Source organism: Dyadobacter sp. CY356 (assembly GCF_021440195.1).
Taxonomy (GTDB): Bacteria; Bacteroidota; Bacteroidia; order Cytophagales; family Spirosomataceae; genus Dyadobacter.
Genome location: NZ_JAJTSZ010000002.1, coordinates 923601 through 945308 on the forward strand (window position 1 = coordinate 923601; position 21708 = coordinate 945308).

Genomic DNA, 21708 nt, shown 5'->3' on the forward strand with positions numbered 1-21708 from the left:
AAATGGCCACCTTTTGTGGTTAATCAAATAAAATTCAACCCTACGGATGGCTATGTCAATGTACTATCTCCTCTGAAAATTTACTCTCAAGCTTAGTCATCACCCTTGTGGCCGTTAGTCCGTGTACTATGATGGATAGTAATACGATGAATGAAACAATTGACCAAAGTTCATTACTATACAAAAAGTCCTTCTGCGTGATGGCAAAAGAGAGATAGTAAAACGATCCCAATCCCCGGATACCGTAAAAGCTGATACCCAGTTTTTCTTTGATATGCAGATCTGTATTTATCAGTCCTACAACACCGCTGAATGGTCTGATCAGAAATATAAAAATTATCCCAACCATAGCCATGGTCCATGTCAGCGAACCCAATATCCCATGAACCAGACTTCCGCCAAAAACAAGTAAAACGATGGCAACCAGAATCCGCTCTACCTGATCAGAAAAGTTGTGAAGATCTTTATGAAATTCATTTGTGAACTCATAATTTCTAAGTGTTACAGCAGCTACAAACACGGCGATAAAACCGTAGCCATGGATCATTTCTGTTAAACCATATATCAAAAGTGCAGAGGCAACGGCAATAAATCCATCGTTGATATTGATGAACCGGGTTTTTTGAGATACATTGAAAATCAGATAACCCAGCACTTTTCCAAGCAAAAAACCGGCAATTATTCCGGCTATAATTTTATATACAAAGTCGTAGGCAAACCATTCGAAAATACTTCCGGCATTATTTGGGCCCAATGACGCTACGGAAATAGCAAGCCAGGTGAACGAAAACCCCATACCATCATTCATCCCCGCCTCGGCCGTTAGGGCAAAACGGACATTATCTTTTGTGGTTTCCAGAGGTGGCCCAACCTGTACATCTGCCGCCAGAACGGGATCTGTCGGAGCTAATGCTGCACCGAGTAGCAGAGAAGATGCAAAGTCAAAATGCAGTACCAGATAACATAACATGGTCAGTAGAAAAATTGACAAAACCATGGTTACAGTTAGAAGCCGCAGCGGGACAGCCCAGGTTTTCAGGGAAAATGGCCGGTCAATTTTTAACCCGCCGCCCATGATCGAAATGATGATTACAAATTCTGTAAAATGAACCGTGTAATCTTCATATCTCACCGGATCCGGCTTCGGGAGCATGTCTATGAAATAATAAGAAACTGCACCGAGAAGGACATAAACAAAGGAATCAGAAATACCGGTCTTTTTTGTAAAAGAAGGCATCCAGGCCATTCCCAATGCTGCAATTCCTATCAAAGTAATTGTAATAATATAGCTATCCATGGCTCAGCCATGGAAATAATCATGCCTGTTTTTGCCGTAATTAATATGATGCGTCAATTACCTTTTGAAATAATTGAAAAAATGATCTTACCAAACTTTTCCCGCTTATCTTAAATTTCATCAGATCCACCCTACAACTCAGTAAACCGGGGTTGATTTTTTTCTATTTTTTCCCCACTTATATTGATGCGTCCAGTAGGCCATTTTCATAGACAAAAACCCAAATCCAGCACCGAAAAGCACGTCTCCGAGATAGTGCCGGTTATTCGCAATCCGAAGTAATCCTGTCGTACCCGCCATGGTATAAGCCGCATATGGCATCCAGGGAAGCCGGTCTTTGTATTCTTCACTCAAAAAAGTAGCAGTGGCAAAGGCCTGGGCAGCGTGCCCGGACGGGAAAGAATAACGGTCACTTCCATCAGGCCGGGTTTCATGCGAAACACTTTTTAAGATCGTGACGGAAGCGTACATAAATAATTCTCCTTTAATCAGAATTGCCGTTCGGTTTGGAAAATCGTTTTTTGATTTTACACCAAAAACATCCAGACCATATGCGATGGGTAAAGAGGCATACTCCAGATAATTATCAAGTTTGGTGCGAAAATGAGGTATCTGTTTGTTACGTTCATCCCGGATCTTGAACTTGATCTGATCCTTAAAAAACACGGTTGTAAATAATCCGGAAGCCATTAAAATTCCGGGAACGTATAATTGCCTATTTGTAAAAGAAAGCTTTTGATTGATCTGAACAGAGTCCTGCTGCTGGCCAAAAGATGGCAACGACAAAATAATAGCCAGTTGCAGCAACAAAAATTTACGAAACATAGAAAGAGGTTTTAATACAATTTTTCAAGCAGTGCTAAATGTATAGTCAGATTCTGAATTCTTTTTGAATTGACACGATTTAGAGTTGGCGGTGTTCAATGCAATCATCCACCTTACCGCTACGATATGTGAATCATTTTTTTTATGATTTAATTCAAAAGGCGATTTCATTTAACAAGATTTTAACGCGCTTCCTGATTGACTTACCACTACCCAGGCTGTAACAAATGAAGCCTTAACATTTTATCAGGAAAGATATCCTGACTTTGGATCGCCTGATTCAGCTAATGTTTTTCTTACCGATGCCCGAATATTTGGCGTCCTGTCGGGTGTGGATGCAGATCCTGGCCTTTATGCCATTTACAGCCCTTATGATCCCAGTGGAAGACTGACAATTGCTTCGGTTGCAGACAGATTAAAACATTCGAAGACTGAACGAAAGTTTTAAGTTCAGCATAAATAAAAACGAAAACCCGCTCCAATGAACGGGTTTTTGTTTCGTAACTGCAAGTTCAAATCAGTAGGACGTAGCGGGCTCGAACCGCTGACCTTCGCGTTGTCGACGCGACGCTCTGAACCAACTGAGCTAACATCCTTTTTGATGGTTGTAAATATATATTAATTTGATTTCGTCTGCAATTCGAATCTGTATACTTTTTGAGAAGGGATTCTTGATAAAAGTATAAGACCGATCACAAAAATCAGAAGCAAGGCCAGAATACTATTTCTCATACTACCTGTGATTTGCTCAACCGTTCCGTAAATGAATGTTCCCAGCACGATAGCGATCTTTTCAGTGACGTCATAAAAACTAAAAAAAGAGGCCGTGTCAATCGTATTTTCAGGTATCAATTTTGAATATGTTGCCCTGGAAAGCGACTGGATGCCACCCATCACCATACCAACCGCGCAGGCTACAACGTAAAACTGTCCGGCAGTTGTTGTGTAATAAGCGCCGGCACAAATGCCGATCCAGATGGCCACACCGATCATCAGCGCATAAATGTTCCCGATTTTTGAAGATAACCAGGAAAACGTATAAGAACCGGCAATACCTACCAGCTGAATTAAAAGCACGGTGATAATCAGACTTTGTGATGGTAATTTCAATTCGTTTGAACCAAATATTGTCGCTACGTACATAACCGTTCTCAATCCCATGGTATAAACAAAAAATGCAATCAGAAATTTGGCGAGATATGGTTGTTCCCGTAGTTGTCCGTAAACTTTTACAAGTTCTTTAAACCCGCTAAATATCCAGTTTTCAACCTGTTTTTTGCTTTTACTGGCAGATGGTAAATATTTAAACGGGATCTGGGCAAACAAAATCCACCAAACACCCACAGTAAAAAACGAAATTCTGGCCGGCATAGCCTTATCAATTATACCATAAAGAGATGGAAAAAGCACCATACTCAGATTGAAAAGTAGAAGCAGTACGCTTCCAAAATAACCCATCGAAAACCCTTTTGCGCTCACACGATCATAATTTTCTTCTGTCGCAATCTCTGGCAGATATGAATCATAAAAAACAATACTTCCACTCCATCCTATCAGACTCAATGCAAAAATCATGACTGAAATATTGAGTGTATCTTTTGTAAAGAAAAACAGCAGCATACAGCTTACTGAACCGAGATAACAAAAGAATTTCATAAACCTTTTTTTGTGCCCGGTAAAGTCTGCAATGGCTGTGCAAAGTGGTATTAAAAGTGCTGTAAATAAAAAAGAGGCAGAAACTGTGTAGGAAAAGAGCACCGTACTCTTAATTGACATACCAAAAAAATCAATGAACCCTGTTCCTGCTGAGGCATTTAGTGCAGCGGCGCTAAAATAAACAGGAAATATGCTTGAAACGATTACCAGGGCATGAACAGAATTGGCCCAATCGTACATACACCAGGCATTGATTATTTTTGGATCGTTCTTTTTCATAAAGGGTATATTTCCTGTAAAACTAAGAAAAGCGGCAGATTCCTCTGTCGCTTTTCTTACAATATTTATAAAATGCTTTTTATTTTATGACCGGTTCAAAAACCATGATCGTTTCAGTATCCACACCGTCGACGGGCATCGTACTTTTTAATCTTAATTTACTATTTGTCAGTTCAACAACACCAAATTTACCGGAAAAGCCTGTAACCGCAATATCCAATGTAGCGTCGTTATCGATCAAATACCAAGTACCGCCGTTGATTACCTGACTAGTTTTTTGTTCCAGAGCTTTCGTAACATTGTTAGATAAAAACTGGATATCCATGTAGGTACCAATAGCTTTCGTATCTGCACTCAATAAATTATCAGCTATCGCTTTACCATTCAAATCTGTTACCGAGCTCATGCGCCATGGATAATTTACAAGAATTTTGCTCTTTTCCGTAGGCTTCACAGAATCGTCATTATCTTTACTTCCACAAGAACCAAGTGAAAATAAAATGACAAATACAGCAACAAGATTAATTAATCGATTCATTTTTGTGTTTTTAAAGTAATAATTTGGCTAAAATTCCGGTTTCTGATTTTAAACCTTTAAAAGTGAATATCTTGTAAAAGTTAAATTAACAGATTTTCCGGGAGTTTTGCAAAATTAACGAATTTGTTTCATCAATTCTTATCGAACGACACACAAATATGTTATCAAAATATTTACAAATTGTAATTACACTGCTGACAATCAGCTCTATCCATACTTTTGCGCAGGATTGTACGCCATCTTATATATTAAATCCGGTTACTGCCAACAATTCTATTGAGTGGAATAAGTTTCCGGAATTCAGTTTGCCCTTCAAAATAATATACAACGGGCCGCGCTTTGGTGACACCCAGTCGCTTCCTTTAAAACACGGTTTTAGTCATCTCGCCTTATTTTCCGGAAATGAACCCGCCACGTTACCTGCCGCTAACCGGGCTTTGCTGTGGAATAGTGTTGCAACCAATTCAGGAAATCAGCCCTGGGGAATGGATGATCTCAGAAGTCCATGGGGAAATGATACCACCGCTTACCGCCAGGGGTGGGAACAATATCTCACTTTACTGGCCAACAGCTTCCAGGATTCGCAGGGTAGCGGATTGCCAAAAGCAGATATCATATGTCTGGATGTTGAGCGTATGCTGACCGAGGATCGTGATATTTTAAAGCTGAAAACAAATGCTGCCACGCCGTCGAAGTATAAGAATTTATCGGATGCCGATTTTATTGCGACTTATAAAAGAGATATCCGCTGGTGGTATACCGAAGCGGTAAACTATTTAAAAAACAAAGGTTTCGATAAATCTTCAACCATAACAAGTTACAGCGATGTCCCTGTACGCGCAACCTGGTTGAATATTGAAAGTAACAGCTGGCAGGATTGGACAACAAATACAGCCCGTACACATTATTTGATGCAGGATGATAATGGAAAAATCGGTGGCAGTTTTTATAATTCCTTGACGAGCCTGACGCCGTCTCCTTACTATTATTATGGTTACAGCAGTCCGATCGGCAAAGACTATCTTACTTACCTTTTGTTTCAGGTTGAAGTCAATAATGCGTGGTCCAACAAACCCAATATTCCATTTGTCTGGATGCGGATTCATGACAGTTTCGATCCGACGGTTCCCATGATTTTGCCTTTTCAGGCACAGGCAACGGCTATTTTCCCTTTCTTTTCAGGAGCAAAAGGACTTTGGCTTTGGGAAAATGGCGGGATTTCAAATTCACGCCAGGAAAATTATGCAGCCTATGAGAATTTTATTTACGGACTTTACCGGCTTTCGGAATTCAAGGATATGTTTGAAGGCTCATATGAACTGGTGATCCCGGAAACAGCAAGAGATTTGATGACCTCCAAAAAACCGGTTTGGCGTGGCGTTGTAAAAAATGGAAACATTCTGATTGCAGCTCAAAATCCATATGCCGGCGATAGTGATGTGACGAGTGTGACACTTTCTTACCAGAAATGGGTTAAAACGATCAGTCTGAAAGGCAAGGAAGTTTTTCTATGCAAGTTTGATCTTAGCCAGGATAATTCCTCAACTGAACCGAATATTACGGAAGCATTTCTATATCCAAATCCTATGGCTGCGGATTCCAAAGTGAGACTTACAGGAATTAACGGTACGGTTAGCGTAGATTTTGATCTTTTCAACAATCAGGGAAAAGTGGTTTATTCAGGAAAACTGCAAGCCATTGCAGGTTCAACAGATCAGACTGTAACGCTTCCGCAGCTTGGCATGGGTTTATATATAGCACGTTTCAAAAGTCCGAACAAAACGATTACCCAAAAAATCATCATCACAAAATAATGAACCGTCTTAGCAAAGAAACCAGCCCGTATTTATTGCAACATGCCAACAATCCGGTCGACTGGTTTGCCTGGGGAGACGAAGCACTGCAAAAAGCAAAAGCTGAAAACAAGCCAATTCTTGTTAGTATTGGATATTCCGCCTGTCACTGGTGCCATGTGATGGAACGCGAAAGTTTTGAGCATGAGAATGTGGCAGATGTGATGAATGAACATTTTGTTTGTATAAAAGTAGATCGTGAGGAGCGTCCGGATGTTGACGCCGTTTACATGGACGCTTTGCAGGCCATGGGCACTCGTGGTGGCTGGCCGCTCAATGTTTTCCTGCTGCCGGATAGCAAACCTTTTTATGGCGTCACATATTTGCCGCCGCAAAACTGGGTGCAGCTTTTGAAAAGTGTGAGCAATGCTTTTACCAATCATTACGACGAACTGGCCAATTCTGCCGAAGGATTTGTCGAAAATATGATCCAGCCGGAAACAACCAAATATGGACTGGAAAGTTCTGATTCCGGTTATTCAATTGATGCTTTGGATCAGATGTATGAAAAACTGAGTCAAAATTTCGATATAAAAAAAGGTGGTATGGACAGGGCTCCCAAATTCCCTATGCCATCGATCTATAAATTTTTGTTACGGTATTTTGACATAACTCAAAATCCCGCAGCACTTGCACAGATTGAACTTTCTCTCAACAGAATTGCATTAGGCGGTATTTACGATCACGTTGCCGGTGGGTGGGCCAGATATTCGGTTGATGATGAATGGTTTATCCCTCATTTCGAAAAGATGCTTTATGACAACGCACAGTTGCTTGGCATTTTTGCAGAGGGATATTCTTTAACGCATAATGGCCTGTATTCCGATCGTGTCACAAAAACAATTTCCTGGCTGAGCAGTGAAATGCAAAGTCCGGATGGAGGTTTCTACTCTGCACTTGATGCTGATAGTGAAGGTATTGAAGGGAGGTTTTATATCTGGAAAAAAGCAGAACTGCAAAATGTTTTAGGTGATGATTTTGAATGGTTTTCCAAATTATACGATATCAGCGCACATGGAAACTGGGAGGATGGATATAATCATCTGCACCTGACAAATTACGTTTCAGAAACAGCCAGGGCAGCTGGAATTTATTCCGATACTTTTGACGAAAAATACCAGAACGCGCTTGAAAGGCTTGCAGAAGCACGCAAAAGCCGTATTCGTCCGGGACTTGATGACAAAATTCTGGCTTCCTGGAATGGACTGCTAATCAAAGGTCTGACAACTTCTTATCAGGCTTTGGGCGACGAATATATTCGAGATATGGCTGTAAACGCAGGTCGGTTTATATTGGAAAAAATGACAGTTGATGGAAAACTCTGGCATAGCTATAAAAACGGGAAAACGAGCATAACCGCTTTTCTGGAAGATTATGCAGCCGTCATCGAAGCGTATCTTGGGTTATATCAAATCACCTTTGATCCTTTATGGCTGACAGAATCTGTTCGTTTGAGCGATTACACCATTTCGAATTTTTACGATGCCTCGGATGGATATTTCTTCTTTACTGATTCGGAAGGCGAGGCATTGATTGCGCGAAAAAAAGAATTGTTTGATAACGTAATCCCAGCGTCCAACTCGATAATGGCGCAAAATTTATATACCCTTGGAAAAATTCTTGATCGCCAGGATTACCTTGATTTGTCAGATCAGATGCTTTCCAAAATGAGTAAGATTCTGATCGCCGATGTGCAGTGGGTTACAAACTGGGCCGCACTTTATTGCCAGCAAACATCCCCTACCGCCGAAATTGCTATTGTGGGCGAAGATGCAGATGTGCTCAGAAAAGATTTTGACCGTTTTTTTGTCCCAAATAAAGTGGTAGTAGGTACGAAAACTTCATCTGAACTACCGCTGCTCGAAAACCGGACAACGCTAAATGATAAAACTGCGATTTATGTTTGTTATGACAAAACGTGCCAGTTGCCGGTAACCTCTGTAAAAGAAGCGCTGGAACAACTTGGATGATACGGTGGAAAATGAAAGAAGGCATTCAGAGAAATCTGAACGCTTTCTTCATTGCTGAGTATTACAACAGAGGAAAATATCTTTCGCGGATAATATTCATGTGGTGAACCGGATGGCCAATAATTACAAATCCCAGCGCAAGAGCTGAAATCTCAATATTATTGGCATTCCCAGGATTAAGGATCATTTCATCACTCATATTCTTAAAAAGTAATATGGTTGTCTGACGAAGCAAATTAAACTCTTCCAGCAAATCTGTAACTGAACGTTTACTAGCAACCGTGTTTGCTGCAAGCTCTGCCTCCTCATAACCTGGTAAAGCAGTTTTATCATTCCTCGAAAAACGAAGCGCCCGATAAGCCATAATACGCTCATTGTCAATAATATGCTGCAATATATCTTTTACTGTCCATTTTCCAGGAGCATAAACTTTGTCCTCTAAATCAGTAAGTTTCTCAACTTCCGAATAAACCTTTTGGGGAGAATACTTTTCAAAAGCGTCAAAAATATCAATATCTTCCACCAGATTAATGTACCGGTCAAAAAACGGCGGCATTGGATTAATGTTCGATTTTTTCATAGAAACGGGCATTTTAAGTCTTAAACGGGTAGAAAATCTGAAATATAAAGTTATTAACAAATTATACTTTGAATAACTTATTCATCAAACGAATGAGCTCGCAGAACATAGTTTATCAATTTTCATTTTTATAAAATATTATTTTGCAATATAATAGTAACACGCATTTCTGATATCTTTTATGTATCCGAACAGTTTAAAATCATAAATTAATTATTATATTTGACAGAATAATCCCTGAAAATTGAAAAAAATAGTTGCCATAGGTTTATTGGTTTTGTTGCTCTACAACATGTTAGGGCTCACTACTGCTGTGCTTCTGTTTGACGATCAATATAAATCTTCTGTTTCTTCAAACAACGAAGAGGATTACCAGCTTCTGAAAGTTTATGTACCTTCATTGCCTTACACAGATAGCTGGGAAAATGAAAATGAGATAGAAGGTCTTACGAAAAGTAACGGCCAATTTTATAATACCACCCACGTGCTCCATATAAACGACACTTTGTATGTGACGCTGAAATCGAACCAGCCTGCCCGTGACCGGTTTTTTGAACTTGCAAATCAGATGCAGTCTATTGCAGATCCCGCGAATCAGACGGCAGACTCTTCACAAGGAAAAACTTTGAAATTGCTGGATAATCTCATGAAAAATTATATTCAGAACACATATCATTTTTCAATTCAGCACCAGGCATTTTTTGCCAGTGATGCAATTGCCATCTATCCGTCAGCGGAAGTGAAGTTTACCCGCTTTCTATTAAAACTTCAAACACCACCTCCCGAGCACTGCTGATAACTTCATATTTATATTTTGTAAACCTTTCGCAGTAATGTGATATGGCTTTCAAATATCCTGACTTGTACGATTTTTCTTTATAAGAAGGTAATTATCATTTAATCAATCTACCGTTTTGAAAGGCGGAGCTACACTTTTATTTAGTACTATATGTTTACAACTATACAGAATAAAAAACATCTTTTGATGTTCGTTCTGGCTATGATCAGTTTCACCGGAGCCTATGCACAAATGCCGAATGATGCTGTTTATATGTCAAAAAATACTGCTTGTCTGGCATTGTCATACACACACAGTTCGTGGGATAAATACTGGGAAAATACTTTGAAAAGAGAAAATCTCAATATTGGAACGCAAACAACACAGGTTGGAATGGCTATGCTGGCCGTTGGTGTTACAAAAAATCTTAATGTGATCGTGAGCCTTCCCTACATCTGGACCCAGGCAAGCGCCGGAAACATGAAGTGGAGTAAAGGATTTCAGGATGTTGGGGGTTGGGTAAAATATCGGTTTTATAACAAAGCAGGATTATCGTTAAATGCAGTAGTTGGCGCATCGATACCAAGCTCAAATTATGTTCCTGATTTTATGCCTTTGTCCATAGGTTTACAATGCAAAACGGCCACAGGAAGACTGGTGGCACGTTACCGTCACAAAACCGGTATTTATGCAACGGCTTACGGAAGTTACATTTTAAGAAGTAAAATTACGATTGACCGTGATTCTTATCTAATGGGAGAAACGCTTTATAACACTAATCGCGTAAGTGTCCCTAACGCTTTCGATTATTCTGCCCGGGTTGGTTTTACAAACAAAGCAATTCAGACGGAGGTTTATGCAGAGCGCAATGAATGTGTAAATGGCGATTATATCCGCCGCAACGGAATGCCATTCCCAACCAATAATATGAAGTCTACTACTGTTGGATGGTATGGAAAATTTCAACCAAAAAACATTGGTTTCAACGCACGTGTGGCCTATGTGACCCGTGGAGAAAATGTTGGCCAGGCGATGACCTATTCCGCCGGCCTTTTATACCAGTTCAGATATCTTAAATCTGGAAAATAAAAATTACAGTCATTACGATCATATTATGAATAAGATATACAATTCGCGTGGCCGCGCTGCATTCTTTGCAACAGGTTTATTTTTAGCTTTTACGGTTTTTTCATGCAGCAAAACAGTTGATGAGCCAACTGCATCTATCAATAATCCATCAACCCTGGATGAGAATGCCGGAACCTGGAAACCTTACATTCTGGCATCATCCAGCGAAGTGCCCGTGGATGAGCCAAAGGCTGCAACCTCAGCAGAATACATCGCTGAAATTGCAAAATTGAAAGAAACCATGGCCGGCGTTACACCTCAGCAACGTGACCAGATCAACTACTGGGGTGCCGGGGCAGCATATCGCTGGAATGAAATTGCAAGAGAGCTTGCTGCAAGGTATAACAGTCCTCCTGCTGTAAATGCGGAAGGAAAATATCCGGTTCCCGATGCTGCCAATCCTTTGGCTGACCCGAAATTTCCGTTTGCAAATCCACCTTACACTGCCCGCGCCCTGGCTTACCTGAGTGTGGCACAGTATGATGCGCTTGTAAGTGCCTGGAACTATAAATTCAAATACAACCGCAAAGCACCCTCGAAAATTGACGCATCTATCAAGGCCATTCTTCCGGTCTCAGATTTACCATCCTATCCATCGGAAGACGCTGTGGTTGCTGCCGCGTCGTATACAATTTTGAAAGCGATGTTTCCGGGTGAAATCCCTTTTCTGGATGCCAAACTGGCTGAGCATAAGAACAGCCGTTTACTGGCCGGAATGAATGTAGAGAGTGATATCGTAGCCGGAAGTGCTCTTGGTAATGCAGTTGGGGCCAAAGTGATGGCCCGTGCCAAAACTGATGGAATGGGTGCTGCCAATAACCAGGCAAAAACCGCGGACATGATCGCCAACGCCTTAAAAATCGGGATTTCTCAGCCATGGAAAAGTCAGGAATTCCCTGCGCGTCCTCCTATGCTTCCTACTTATGGTTCTGTGCTTACCTGGAATTTTAATACTGCAACTGTTGCCACACTCCGTCCGATTGCTCCACCGGCAATTGGTAGCCCGGAGTATGAAGAAAATATGAACGAACTCCTCTCGATTGCAAAAAGCCAGACGCGGGAGCAAGCCCGGATTGCAAATTTCTGGTCTGATGGTGTAGGAAGTTACACCCCGCCGGGACATTGGCATCGCAAAGCTGCGACTTTGGCACATGACAATAATTTCAGCGAAGTAAGAACTGCCAGAACTTTTGCGCTTGTTGGTACTGCCATGCAGGATGCCGGAATCTGCTGCTGGGATGCGAAATATTACTATTATTATCCTCGTCCTAACCAAATGAGCAGTAAGGTAAAAACGTCGGTTGGTTTACCAAACTTCCCTTCTTACACCTCGGGACATTCCATGTTTTCCGGAGCTGCGGCAGAGGTATTGGCCCATATTTTCCCATCTGAAAAAGCCAATGTTGATGCAATGGCTGTTGAAGCATCGGTTTCAAGGATTTATGGCCTGATCCACTATCGTTTTGACTGTGAACAAGGATTGGCAACTGGTCATAAAGTTGGTAATTATGCGGTGCAACGCGCTATGACAGACGGAGCTGAAAAATAAAAACCGCTGATTTAATTTTTTATAAAGCGGTGCAGTCTTGATGGCTGCATCGCTTTTTTAATTATATGATGTTGAGAAAAATTGGTTGAGGTTAAATTAATTTGCGTTTAGGTATAGGGGTCTTTTTGCTTTAAGTTGTTATTGATTTAAAACGAAAAGTCATGAAAAAAACATTATTAGCATTAACAATTTTATGTATGCTGAGTGGTTTTGAATCCCATTCGCAACAGGTGCAAACCGTTTTTAGCGGCGGCAAAATTAAAAGATCGGGTGGATATGCGGCCATCTCGAACAAGTTTACCACCATCAACGGCGACTTCGCGAATATGCCGGAAATTTATGGTGGCTGGTTTATCAACAGTAAATTTTTGATCGGTGCGGAATTAGCTGCGACCTCCAATTTTATTCCCTCAGCTGCATTTAATAATTCTCCCGACAAAAAAATCTCTTACCAGTATGGACAATTTGGTCTTATCACGGAGTACGTTTTTGCTTCAAACAAAAAAGTACATTTTGCAGTAAATCTTATTAACGGCGCCGGATTTACCTTGCAGTATGACCGAAAGGATTGGGATGACTGGGACGTTGATGACGACTGGGATGATGACCATACCAATGCAAAATTTTTCTATGTCATTGAGCCAGGAGCTCAGGTTGAAATTAACCTTTTAAAATGGATGCGGATAAGTCCGGGAATATCTTACCGCAAAACTTTCGGAGCAAAAGGTAATGGACTAAACGATGCAGATTTGAGCAACGTCTCCTACAATATGACATTGAAATTCGGCAGGTTCTAGTGGAATTTATGGTTGAATACCACTAATCATTGTTTCTCTCCTTTCGTGAAACTCCCGGATAAGCTATATGTGACGGTTTAGTAATTTGTGTTGTTTTACTAATAATACAAAATTATGAGATATCTCTTGCTTGCTGTTTGCCTATGTTGTTTCAGCAAAACCTTCGCGCAATTAAAACCCTCACCGGAAGCCTTTGAGAAAAAGTGGGTAAAACCTGAAACCTATGACATGGCCTGGTACGCAATTCGGGATACTACCAAAATCGAGATAGGAAAAGTTTCGACCCGGATCGTTGAAAATAAAGATCAGGTTGTGGTTATTACAATCGTAGAAATGAAAGGCATGAAAGGAACCTGGGTTGACTCTTCGAGTTCAGATAGAAAAACTCTGACTCCAATTCGTCATGCTTCTTACAATGCACAACGAGATATGGTACTCAATTTTGGTCAAATTATAACCGGATTTTATAACGATAAAAAGCCGGGGAAAAACATTTTAATCCATGATACCACGCAGACGTCTTATTTTGATAGTAATATGTATCCGGTATTGATTCGTTGGCTACCCCTTAAAGAAGGATTTACCACGAAAATAGCGATTTACGATTACAACCCATCTGCTAAAATTGGCGTGATCAGTGCTACCGTAAGTGGTGTCAGCAGTGGGATTTACAGTAGCAAAAGGTCAGGTTCAAGAGAGGTCTGGGTGGTAGATGTGAACGACGAAATCAGCAATGGAAAATCACAGTATTTTATTGACAAAACCAATAGAAAACTCTGGAAACAAACCATAGAAGCGAAGGGACGCACGATGATAATGGTCGCTATTGAAGAGTAAATTGAACAACATGTCCAGTTCTACCTGATCCAAGGGGAATACAAACAAATTTTCCAATTGCCAGTCGGGCGATTTTATACAGTTTGGTTTCCAGAAGATAAATAAAAACCCCGAAAATTCGCCATTGATGGACATTTTCGGGGTTAATTATATGACTTTCTTTATCAGTTATATCTATCTAGTTTAATCCAGAAACAGATTATGGATAATGCCATCAAACTTTTAGATTAGTTATATCAAAAGGAAGTTTTCGCATTCTTTTTCCTGTTGCTGCAAAAATTGCGTTACCAAGCGCCGGGGCTATTGGCGGAAGTCCCGGCTCACCTACCCCGCCCGGACTGGAACCACTGTCAACAATATGTATTTCAATTTCCGGCATCTCATTTAAACGCATGATGTTGTATTGATGGAAATTACTTTGATCACAAACACCATTTGTAAATGTAATTCCATCTTTTGTTGCCGCCGTTATACCCATAACAATATTGCCTTCCGTTTGGGCTTTCACATTATCGGGATTGACATAATAACCACAATCAATAATGGAGACAACCTTGTCTATTTTAACACCACTATCTTTTTTAGTAACCGTTATGCAGGTAGCAGAAATACTGTCAAAAGACTTGAAAACTGCAATTCCCTTTCCTTGCCCCTCTGCAAGTTTTTCACCCCAGGCCGATTTTTCTGCAAGCGTTTCCAGAACTTTTCTGAAACGTTCATCCTTTATAATTTCCAGACGCGCTTTCAATGGGTCTTTTCCTGCGAGATGTGCGAGTTCATCAATAAAACATTCCTGTCCCCATCCAAAATTCGAAGCATAAACTGAACGCCACCAAACGACTGGAATATCCGTTTTCACATGTGTCCAGCTTACTTTTGAAGCTACATCAAAACTGTATTTATTGTTATTTGTACTGATTTCCTCACTTAACCATGGATCTGCTTCATCAGGTTTCAATCCTTTATATACCTGACCAAGAATCGATTCCCCAATGGCGTGGTGGTGATATCCGACTATTTTTCCATCCTGAATAAAGCCTTGCATATGACTTAACATACCCGGACGATACGGCCCCTGCGAGATATCATCTTCCCTCGTCCAGACAACCTTCACCGGTTTTTTCAATTCCTTTGATAAATGACAGGCTTCCAAAAGGAAATCATGATAAGCCTTTCTACCAAACGCACCACCCAGAAGTGTCACATTGATTTTTACTTTTTCCGGAGCCACTTTCATGTACGCACACACATCACGCAATGCCCAGTCCGGGCCTTGTACCGGTGCCCAAATCTCTATCGAACCATCGTCCTTTACATGCACCACAGCATTTTCCGGCTCAATAGGCGCATGGGCCAGAAATGGAGTTTCATAATTTGATTCAAGCTTTTTAGCAGCAGAACTATATTTTGCGTCAAAATCACCTTTTTCCTCAAAGTTGATCCCTTCTTTTTTTGCCGCTTCGTAAGTATCTGTGAAGTATTTTTCCGTGCTCAGTGTTTTTTCGTAATCTGCATTATCCCATTTCACTGCCAGCGCTTTTCTTCCTTTCAGTGCTGCCCAATAATTGGTTCCAATTACCGCGACCGCCTCGGAAGTACGATGCGGCATGGTCCGTTCCGTTTTAATTACTTTGATAACACCTTTTACTTTCTTCGTTTCGGTATCATCGACAGCAATAACTTTTCCGTGCAGCATAGGCGAATGCAGAATGCTGGCATAAACCATCCCCGGAATATCAATATCAATACCGTAAATTGCCTTGCCCGTAACACGTTCCGGCACATCCAGACGCTTGTTATATTTGCCCAAAATCGTAAAGTCTTTGGGATCTTTCAATTTCGGATTTTTAGGAATTTCAAGCTTTGAAGCGTCATCTGCCAGTTCACCATACGCCAGGCTTTTTCCTGTTGGTTTATGGATAATTGTCCCATCCTTCGCAATACATTCTGCAACCGGCACATTCCATCTTTTGGCGGCAGTTTCCGTGAGCATATCCCTTGCAGCTGCTCCGGCTTTACGGATTGGTTCCCATAATGACCGTACTGAACTACTTCCACCCGATGTCTGGCTGCCATATTTATCTTTCCCGTCACTCTGAATAATTTTCACCTGATCAAGCCTTACTTCAAGCTCCTCCGCCAACAGAGAGGGTACTGCCTGGGTGGAACCTTGTCCCATATCCGGACGAGGGTTAACGATCGTGATATTGCCGGCCGTATCAATAATGATAAACGGATTGATTTCAAGTTTTAAAATGGCCGGATTGATCTTCTTTACCACTGCATCTTTTGAAAAAGCAGAAATGCCCAGAGCAAGGCCGAAAGAAGTCAGACCGGTTGTTTTCAGAAAATCACGGCGTGAGGTTTGTATATTTTCCAATGTCTTTGATACGCTTTTTGTGAAAAACTATCTTTTTCCGATTCCTTTTTCTTCTACTTTGATTGTTTCTGCGGCACGGTGAATTGCTTTACGGATACGGTCATACGTTCCGCACCGGCACAGGTTTCCGCTCATCGCAGCATCGATATCCTGATCGTTCGGATTTGCATTGGTTTTCAGCAAAGCCACTGCTGACATGATCTGCCCTGACTGACAATAACCACATTGAGGCACCTGCTCTTCAATCCATGCTTGTTGGATTGCGTGCAGTTTCACGTCTCCTATACCTTCAATCGTGGTTATCTTCGTAATTTTACCAATACTGGAAACGGGTGTCTGGCAGGAACGTGCCGGCTGGCCATCCAGATGCACCGTACAGGCACCGCAAAGCGCCATTCCGCAGCCAAACTTTGTCCCTTTTAAACCTACAATGTCTCGGACTACCCATAACAAGGGCATATCGTCTTCCACATCGACTTTTACTTTTTTACTGTTAACTGTAAGATTATATATCGCCATAGTAGTTGGAATTTTATCAGTCCAAATCTTTCTAAAAGTATTAAAAAAATATCATAACATAAAACACTGATTTACAGAATAGTCGCACCTGAAAACACTCGTTTATAAACTATATTTATCCGATCCTTGTTGGTTTTTCAGCGGTCAGCAATAAATATTTAGTCGGGAGTCAGAGTTATGTTAATTACATCAGCGTCGGAATTAGAGGGAATTCAGAAAATAAGTGAAGCAGTTGCTACAACGTTAAAACAAATGAGGGATTTTGCCAAAGCAGGTATGACAGCAAAAGAACTTGACGATTTTGGTGGTGAAATTTTAAATTCACTCGGCGCAAAATCGGCTCCAAAACTTACTTACGGATTTCCCGGCTGGACTTGTATTTGTGTTAATCATGAAGTGGCCCATGGTATCCCTTCGGCCGGAAAAGTTCTAAAAGATGGTGATTTGATTAATATAGACGTTTCTGCTGAGCTTGACGGATTTTGGTCCGACAACGGTGGATCTTTTATTTTAGGCGATGATACTAACAACCATCAAAAGTTGGTAAATGCTTCGAAAAATATTCTTCATAAGGCAATTTATCGTATCAGGTCCGGTGAAAAAGTTTCGGATATAGGCAGGTTAATTGAAGTTGAAGCACGGAAAGCCGGCTACCGTGTGATCAAAAATCTGGCAGGGCACGGCGTAGGAAGAAGTTTGCATGAAGATCCGCACGAGATCCTTAACTGGTGTGATCATGATAACAAGCAGCGTTTCAGAAAAAATACGGTGGTTGCGATTGAAACATTTATTTCCACAGCTTCAACAATCGCTGAAAAAGGAAAAGACGGCTGGACGCTGTTGGGCAATAAAGGCGGATATGTTGCACAGCACGAACATACTATTTTAGTAACAGATGGAAAACCGGTGATTTTAACGGCGGTTAACGGGATTTGGGATTAGGTTACAATCTATTATCTGGAATATAATCTTCAACGGCAATCACCTTTACCAAGTCATAATAACTTGGAAATAAAGGATTAAGTACAAAATTATACTCTTGCGGCATTACGGCACTTCTTGCCTTAATGCCTATGTATTCTTTAATTCTGAAAATTTCATCCCCCATTTCTTTCAAAGCGAGATTCTCGGTATTCCGCCAGTCAGGTGGCAAATCTTTGTCATCAATTTCAAAAAACAGTGCTGAATTTTCGATCTCAATGGTCATTACAAATAAATTGGGAGGCAATTCAGTTTCATCTACATGTACCAGCAATTCTAACATGGCTAATGCTCGGCTTTCACTTGTATACAAACAAAAAACACCTTCACTATTCCATCTACCGCCCTCTTTGGCAGCACCTTGTCCCGTCAAATCATTTGAACGCTCCTTCTTCTTCGCTATCCTGTAAACAACCATAAATTTCAGGAATAAACACCATCTTCAATACGCCCTAGTATTTGGTTAACCAGTTTGATACCGGTTGGTGTATTGAGGAGATCGAACGGCTTTTGCAGATTAAGTGATTTATTCTCTTTATGTAACCACCGATTAAGTTTTTCAGGATCTTCAAAAGTAGATAATCCCTTTGCAATCGTATTGGCAATTTCAACAGATAAAGATGAGATCAGATTATTAAAGACATAATTATCCTTCTTTTTTACCAAAATTTTATATGATATATTAAGTAAAGATGCCATATCCTTCATTGGAACATGCATAACATTTGCCAAATTTTCAATTGCAAACTTATGAATTCCCTTTTCACTAGCAACTAAAAAGTCAAATCCAGAAACTGGCTTTTTGACCATGAATCGTTCTCCCCCCAGCAAAAACCAGGTAATTTCATTTGTCGATACTTTTTCCTCAATTAGACTAATTAGATCCTTATCCAGTTGAGGTGTTAAAAGGTTATTTTTAATTATCGCACCCATAATTCCATTTTGGCCAAATATAAAATTGATCAATTAGAATGACTTTTACAATAGGATTATAATAATAAATATATCAAACCTATTAAATCCCTTCCGTAACCTTCTTCATTTTTTCCAAACCAGTTTTTGCTACCAGCAATGCATCCTGCGCATAATAGGTTTTATTGAAAACTTCGAAAGACAGAATAACCGGTTTTTCAGGATTTTTAAGTGTTTTAAGTAAGTTTTTCAATGGCGCTGTTCCATCACCGGGATATATTCTGTCTGCATCCACAATTGTCTCCCTTGGCGGAGTTGCCGGATAGTCATTGATGTGAAAAATTTCAATAAGTGGTTTCCCTACATCCTTCACACTATCCATCCCTGAACCGCCTTTGTGCAAATGATACACATCCATTAACACTTTTGCTGACGGGTGATTTGATTCTACGGCCACATACAACAACTCTCCTACCCTGCTAAGATTTTTGGAAAAACCCCAGAGTTCAAGATGTGGAACCACGCCAGTCTGATCACCCAATTCAAGTATTTTCCGATAGCGTTCTGCCATTTTAGGCAGTTCAAGGCTTTCACCCGTTGTTGCGCCCATTGGCGGCGCGGCAATTCTCGGACATCCAATTTGCGCAAGCTGATCCATTTCCATTTTTAACTGGTCCAGCGCTTTGTTCCGTGCAGCCTGATCATCCACAATCCAGGTTGCAAAACCGATGGCATCTTCAACCTTTAACCCCAGATCATCAATGATCCGTTTCGCCTCAGCTAGTGTAGCACCGGTTTTTATAAAATCCTGTAAAGTATTGATCCATATTTCGACTGATTTATATCCTGCTTTTGCAGCTACTTCCAGTTCTTTTTTAAATCCAAGGTTATGGCCGCGTAACGTGCTCATGTTCAATGAATATATAAAGGAAGTTTGTTTGTCTTTTTTTGTGTTCACAGGCATTACGGTGGCGGTTGATAATGCCAAAACGGAAGAAAGTGCTTCTCTGCGGTTCATCAGGAATTTGCTTTTATTTAATTGATTTTCTAACAAAGAATACCCGGAAAGGTTTTTACCGGTGAAAGTTTAAATTTGATTATTAAATTAGGGTTTGCTTTCGTATCAATCATCATTTTTGACATTATTATGCCTTCCGAAGAATATACTTTACCCGCCCAGACCCGAATTGGCCATGTTCATTTGAAGGTATCCAATCTTGAAAAGTCCCTCGATTTTTATTGCGGTTTGCTGGGTTTTGAAATTATGGCCCGCTATGGTGATCAGGCCGCGTTTATTTCTGCCGGAGGTTATCATCATCATATCGGGCTGAATACCTGGTATAGTAAGGGATTTCCTCCTGCCAGTCAGCAAGGTGTTGGCCTGTTTCATACGGCCATTTTATACCCGACGCGGAAGGATCTGGCAGCCATTTACCAGCGGCTGATCAATGCCCGTTATCCATTAAGCGGAGCCAGTGACCATGGTGTTTCGGAGGCTTTATATTTAAATGATCCGGACAATAATGGTGTGGAATTGTACTGGGACAGGCCGATGGAATTCTGGCCAAAAACAGAAGACGGAAATCTTGAAATGTATACCAGAGTTTTGAATCTGGGTGGCCTCCTGAATGAGTTGAAATAGCAGGAAGACCCATCGGCAAAAAACCTATCTCTAATTGTTATCTAAAATCTACAAGAAATAATATGTCAGAAGAAAATAAACTCGACAAGATCATTGAGGCAAGAATGAAACTGAAAGCGCGGTTTGAGGAAAAAATGCTGCAAACGCCGTCCATATCTGATGACAAGCCTATGGGAACTGGGGAGCTCAACAGACATGGAATGCCCAAGTTGCCGGTTGGACAAATAAAAACTGTAAAATGGCCTGTACTTGATCTTGGATTCAAACCTGATATATCACATCTTCAATGGAAATTGACCGTAAATGGAGAAGTAGAATCCCCTCTGGAACTTAACTGGCAGGATTTTATGAATCTGCCGCAAACTTCAGACGTCAGCGATTTTCATTGTGTGACTACATGGTCGCGGATGGATGTACCATGGGTTGGGGTAAAACTGGCAGATATAGCTGCACTTGTTATGCCCAAATCTACTGCCACCCATATTATTTGTTATGGTTATGATAAATATACAACCAACATCTCCATAGAAGAAGCCCTTAAAGAAGATGTCCTGCTTGTTCATTCTGCTGATAACAAGCCACTTGAACGCGACCATGGTGGGCCGGTACGCATGATAACGCCTCAGTTATATGCATGGAAAGGAACAAAATGGATCAACAGAATTGAGTTTTTAAACAAAAATAAACCTGGTTTTTGGGAAGTTCGTGGATATTCCAATACTGCTTATCCATGGAGAAATGATCGTTATAGTTGAGAAAATCATTCGCCCTTCTAATCTGATTTTAACATGGTATGATATTTGTCATGTACCGTTATAGTCATAAATCACAGATAGGCATGTATTTCGTATCATATAATAATGGAAAACCGACAACCTCCTCATCAGCCGTAGCTGATCAGTTTGGGAAGTCTCACAATGATATTTTAAGATCAATTGAAAAACTTCCTTGCAGCAAGGAATTTAAAAAATCCAATTTCTTTCCATCTCCAAGCCTATGGCCGTCTGGAAAAGCGGATCCTTCAATTCTCATAACAAGAGAAGGTTTGGTACTTCTTGTCATGAGTCTTGAAAGTGCAGCTCCGGTTTCATTTCGCAAAAATATTATTGAAAAATTTGACGGCATGGCTTCTTTCCTTTGATATTCCCCATATAAAAAAGAAACTGTCTTTTCATCAATTTAGTAGC

General features: G+C 40.6%; 21 protein-coding genes and 1 tRNA gene. 11 read left to right on the forward strand and 11 right to left on the reverse strand.

What is annotated here, in order from left to right:
- Nucleotides 1–55: 55 nt before the first annotated feature.
- The 5 genes from LXL81_RS10215 to LXL81_RS10235 all read right to left on the reverse strand — a co-directional run bounded on the left by LXL81_RS10215 (nucleotide 56) and on the right by LXL81_RS10235 (nucleotide 4595).
- Nucleotides 56–1297 (reverse strand): sodium:proton antiporter, encoded by a 1242-nt coding sequence (locus LXL81_RS10215; protein ID WP_234646683.1) that lies wholly within the window; start codon nucleotides 1295–1297, stop codon nucleotides 56–58.
- Between the two features lie 138 nt (nucleotides 1298–1435).
- On the reverse strand, nucleotides 1436–2122 hold the full coding sequence (locus LXL81_RS10220) for a phosphatase PAP2 family protein (protein ID WP_234646684.1): 687 nt from the start codon (nucleotides 2120–2122) through the stop codon (nucleotides 1436–1438).
- 521 nt (nucleotides 2123–2643) lie between these two features.
- A tRNA-Val gene (locus LXL81_RS10225) sits at nucleotides 2644–2718 on the reverse strand.
- A 22-nt stretch (nucleotides 2719–2740) separates the two neighbouring features.
- On the reverse strand, nucleotides 2741–4057 hold the full coding sequence (locus LXL81_RS10230) for an MFS transporter (RefSeq protein ID WP_234646685.1): 1317 nt from the start codon (nucleotides 4055–4057) through the stop codon (nucleotides 2741–2743).
- Between the two features lie 79 nt (nucleotides 4058–4136).
- Entirely contained in the window at nucleotides 4137–4595 is a 459-nt protein-coding gene (locus LXL81_RS10235) for a hypothetical protein (RefSeq protein ID WP_234646686.1), read from the reverse strand.
- A gap of 158 nt (nucleotides 4596–4753) precedes the next feature.
- Between LXL81_RS10235 and LXL81_RS10240 the strand changes: the two genes are divergently transcribed.
- The gene (locus LXL81_RS10240; protein WP_234646687.1) at nucleotides 4754–6409 is read left to right on the forward strand and encodes a T9SS type A sorting domain-containing protein; all 1656 of its coding nucleotides are present in this window, start codon (nucleotides 4754–4756) and stop codon (nucleotides 6407–6409) included.
- The gene (locus LXL81_RS10245; RefSeq protein ID WP_234646688.1) at nucleotides 6409–8418 is read left to right on the forward strand and encodes a thioredoxin domain-containing protein; all 2010 of its coding nucleotides are present in this window, start codon (nucleotides 6409–6411) and stop codon (nucleotides 8416–8418) included. Before LXL81_RS10240 ends, LXL81_RS10245 begins: the two co-directional genes overlap by 1 nt.
- 61 nt (nucleotides 8419–8479) lie before the next feature.
- On the opposite strand, the gene LXL81_RS10250 is transcribed toward LXL81_RS10245, so the two are convergent.
- Nucleotides 8480–8998 carry a DinB family protein gene (locus LXL81_RS10250; RefSeq protein ID WP_234646689.1) on the reverse strand — a complete coding sequence of 173 codons (519 nt, stop codon included), beginning with the start codon at nucleotides 8996–8998 and terminating at the stop codon, nucleotides 8480–8482.
- Nucleotides 8999–9242: 244 nt separating this feature from the next.
- On the opposite strand from LXL81_RS10250, the gene LXL81_RS10255 reads away from it, so the two are divergent.
- The 5 genes from LXL81_RS10255 (at nucleotide 9243) to LXL81_RS10275 (ending at nucleotide 14087) form a co-directional block, all read left to right on the forward strand.
- Entirely contained in the window at nucleotides 9243–9794 is a 552-nt protein-coding gene (locus LXL81_RS10255; RefSeq protein WP_234646690.1) for a hypothetical protein, read from the forward strand.
- Between the two features lie 153 nt (nucleotides 9795–9947).
- A complete protein-coding gene (locus LXL81_RS10260) occupies nucleotides 9948–10865 on the forward strand; it encodes a hypothetical protein (protein WP_409013875.1) in 918 nt (305 codons plus the stop codon).
- A 25-nt stretch (nucleotides 10866–10890) separates the two neighbouring features.
- Nucleotides 10891–12453: a phosphatase PAP2 family protein gene (locus LXL81_RS10265; RefSeq protein WP_234646691.1), complete on the forward strand. Its 1563-nt coding sequence runs from the start codon at nucleotides 10891–10893 to the stop codon at nucleotides 12451–12453.
- 161 nt (nucleotides 12454–12614) lie between these two features.
- The gene (locus tag LXL81_RS10270) at nucleotides 12615–13250 is read left to right on the forward strand and encodes a hypothetical protein (protein WP_234646692.1); all 636 of its coding nucleotides are present in this window, start codon (nucleotides 12615–12617) and stop codon (nucleotides 13248–13250) included.
- 114 nt (nucleotides 13251–13364) lie between these two features.
- A complete protein-coding gene (locus tag LXL81_RS10275) occupies nucleotides 13365–14087 on the forward strand; it encodes a hypothetical protein (RefSeq protein ID WP_234646693.1) in 723 nt (240 codons plus the stop codon).
- Between the two features lie 214 nt (nucleotides 14088–14301).
- Here the strand turns inward: LXL81_RS10275 and LXL81_RS10280 are convergent, their stop codons facing one another.
- Nucleotides 14302–16467, reverse strand: coding sequence for a molybdopterin cofactor-binding domain-containing protein (locus tag LXL81_RS10280; RefSeq protein WP_234646694.1), 2166 nt, complete (start codon nucleotides 16465–16467; stop codon nucleotides 14302–14304).
- Nucleotides 16468–16494: 27 nt separating this feature from the next.
- On the reverse strand, nucleotides 16495–16986 hold the full coding sequence (locus LXL81_RS10285; protein ID WP_234646695.1) for a (2Fe-2S)-binding protein: 492 nt from the start codon (nucleotides 16984–16986) through the stop codon (nucleotides 16495–16497).
- Between the two features lie 177 nt (nucleotides 16987–17163).
- On the opposite strand from LXL81_RS10285, the gene map reads away from it, so the two are divergent.
- Nucleotides 17164–17928 (forward strand): type I methionyl aminopeptidase, encoded by a 765-nt coding sequence (map, locus tag LXL81_RS10290; RefSeq protein WP_234646696.1) that lies wholly within the window; start codon nucleotides 17164–17166, stop codon nucleotides 17926–17928.
- A 1-nt stretch (nucleotide 17929) separates the two neighbouring features.
- Here map and LXL81_RS10295 read toward each other — a convergent pair whose 3' ends face one another.
- The 3 genes from LXL81_RS10295 to LXL81_RS10305 all read right to left on the reverse strand — a co-directional run bounded on the left by LXL81_RS10295 (nucleotide 17930) and on the right by LXL81_RS10305 (nucleotide 19897).
- Nucleotides 17930–18385, reverse strand: a complete 456-nt coding sequence (locus LXL81_RS10295; RefSeq protein WP_234646697.1) for an RES family NAD+ phosphorylase — start codon at nucleotides 18383–18385, stop codon at nucleotides 17930–17932.
- Between the two features lie 5 nt (nucleotides 18386–18390).
- The gene (locus LXL81_RS10300) at nucleotides 18391–18900 is read right to left on the reverse strand and encodes an antitoxin Xre/MbcA/ParS toxin-binding domain-containing protein (RefSeq protein ID WP_234646698.1); all 510 of its coding nucleotides are present in this window, start codon (nucleotides 18898–18900) and stop codon (nucleotides 18391–18393) included.
- 82 nt (nucleotides 18901–18982) lie between these two features.
- A complete protein-coding gene (locus tag LXL81_RS10305; protein WP_234646699.1) occupies nucleotides 18983–19897 on the reverse strand; it encodes a sugar phosphate isomerase/epimerase in 915 nt (304 codons plus the stop codon).
- 129 nt (nucleotides 19898–20026) lie between these two features.
- Here LXL81_RS10305 and LXL81_RS10310 point away from each other — a divergent pair, with 129 nt between their 5' ends.
- The 3 genes from LXL81_RS10310 to LXL81_RS10320 all read left to right on the forward strand — a co-directional run bounded on the left by LXL81_RS10310 (nucleotide 20027) and on the right by LXL81_RS10320 (nucleotide 21662).
- Nucleotides 20027–20521, forward strand: a complete 495-nt coding sequence (locus LXL81_RS10310) for a VOC family protein (protein ID WP_234646994.1) — start codon at nucleotides 20027–20029, stop codon at nucleotides 20519–20521.
- A 62-nt stretch (nucleotides 20522–20583) separates the two neighbouring features.
- Nucleotides 20584–21276, forward strand: coding sequence for a molybdopterin-dependent oxidoreductase (locus LXL81_RS10315; RefSeq protein ID WP_234646700.1), 693 nt, complete (start codon nucleotides 20584–20586; stop codon nucleotides 21274–21276).
- Nucleotides 21277–21359: 83 nt separating this feature from the next.
- Complete coding sequence (locus tag LXL81_RS10320) at nucleotides 21360–21662, forward strand: Rha family transcriptional regulator (protein ID WP_234646701.1); 303 nt, start codon at nucleotides 21360–21362, stop codon at nucleotides 21660–21662.
- Nucleotides 21663–21708: the final 46 nt, after the last annotated feature.

Bases quoted from the DNA above. Each gene is read 5' to 3' on its own strand.
- LXL81_RS10215 (WP_234646683.1), bottom strand. From the start codon at position 1,297: ATGGATAGCTATATTATTACAATTACTTTGATAGGAATTGCAGCATTG.
- LXL81_RS10220 (WP_234646684.1), bottom strand. From the start codon at position 2,122: ATGTTTCGTAAATTTTTGTTGCTGCAACTGGCTATTATTTTGTCGTTG.
- LXL81_RS10230 (WP_234646685.1), bottom strand. From the start codon at position 4,057: ATGAAAAAGAACGATCCAAAAATAATCAATGCCTGGTGTATGTACGAT.
- LXL81_RS10235 (WP_234646686.1), bottom strand. From the start codon at position 4,595: ATGAATCGATTAATTAATCTTGTTGCTGTATTTGTCATTTTATTTTCA.
- LXL81_RS10240 (WP_234646687.1), top strand. From the start codon at position 4,754: ATGTTATCAAAATATTTACAAATTGTAATTACACTGCTGACAATCAGC.
- LXL81_RS10245 (WP_234646688.1), top strand. From the start codon at position 6,409: ATGAACCGTCTTAGCAAAGAAACCAGCCCGTATTTATTGCAACATGCC.
- LXL81_RS10250 (WP_234646689.1), bottom strand. From the start codon at position 8,998: ATGAAAAAATCGAACATTAATCCAATGCCGCCGTTTTTTGACCGGTAC.
- LXL81_RS10260 (WP_409013875.1), top strand. From the start codon at position 9,948: ATGTTTACAACTATACAGAATAAAAAACATCTTTTGATGTTCGTTCTG.
- LXL81_RS10265 (WP_234646691.1), top strand. From the start codon at position 10,891: ATGAATAAGATATACAATTCGCGTGGCCGCGCTGCATTCTTTGCAACA.
- LXL81_RS10270 (WP_234646692.1), top strand. From the start codon at position 12,615: ATGAAAAAAACATTATTAGCATTAACAATTTTATGTATGCTGAGTGGT.
- LXL81_RS10275 (WP_234646693.1), top strand. From the start codon at position 13,365: ATGAGATATCTCTTGCTTGCTGTTTGCCTATGTTGTTTCAGCAAAACC.
- LXL81_RS10285 (WP_234646695.1), bottom strand. From the start codon at position 16,986: ATGGCGATATATAATCTTACAGTTAACAGTAAAAAAGTAAAAGTCGAT.
- map (WP_234646696.1), top strand. From the start codon at position 17,164: ATGTTAATTACATCAGCGTCGGAATTAGAGGGAATTCAGAAAATAAGT.
- LXL81_RS10295 (WP_234646697.1), bottom strand. From the start codon at position 18,385: ATGGTTGTTTACAGGATAGCGAAGAAGAAGGAGCGTTCAAATGATTTG.
- LXL81_RS10300 (WP_234646698.1), bottom strand. From the start codon at position 18,900: ATGGGTGCGATAATTAAAAATAACCTTTTAACACCTCAACTGGATAAG.
- LXL81_RS10305 (WP_234646699.1), bottom strand. From the start codon at position 19,897: ATGAACCGCAGAGAAGCACTTTCTTCCGTTTTGGCATTATCAACCGCC.
- LXL81_RS10310 (WP_234646994.1), top strand. From the start codon at position 20,027: ATGCCTTCCGAAGAATATACTTTACCCGCCCAGACCCGAATTGGCCAT.
- LXL81_RS10315 (WP_234646700.1), top strand. From the start codon at position 20,584: ATGTCAGAAGAAAATAAACTCGACAAGATCATTGAGGCAAGAATGAAA.
- LXL81_RS10320 (WP_234646701.1), top strand. From the start codon at position 21,360: ATGTATTTCGTATCATATAATAATGGAAAACCGACAACCTCCTCATCA.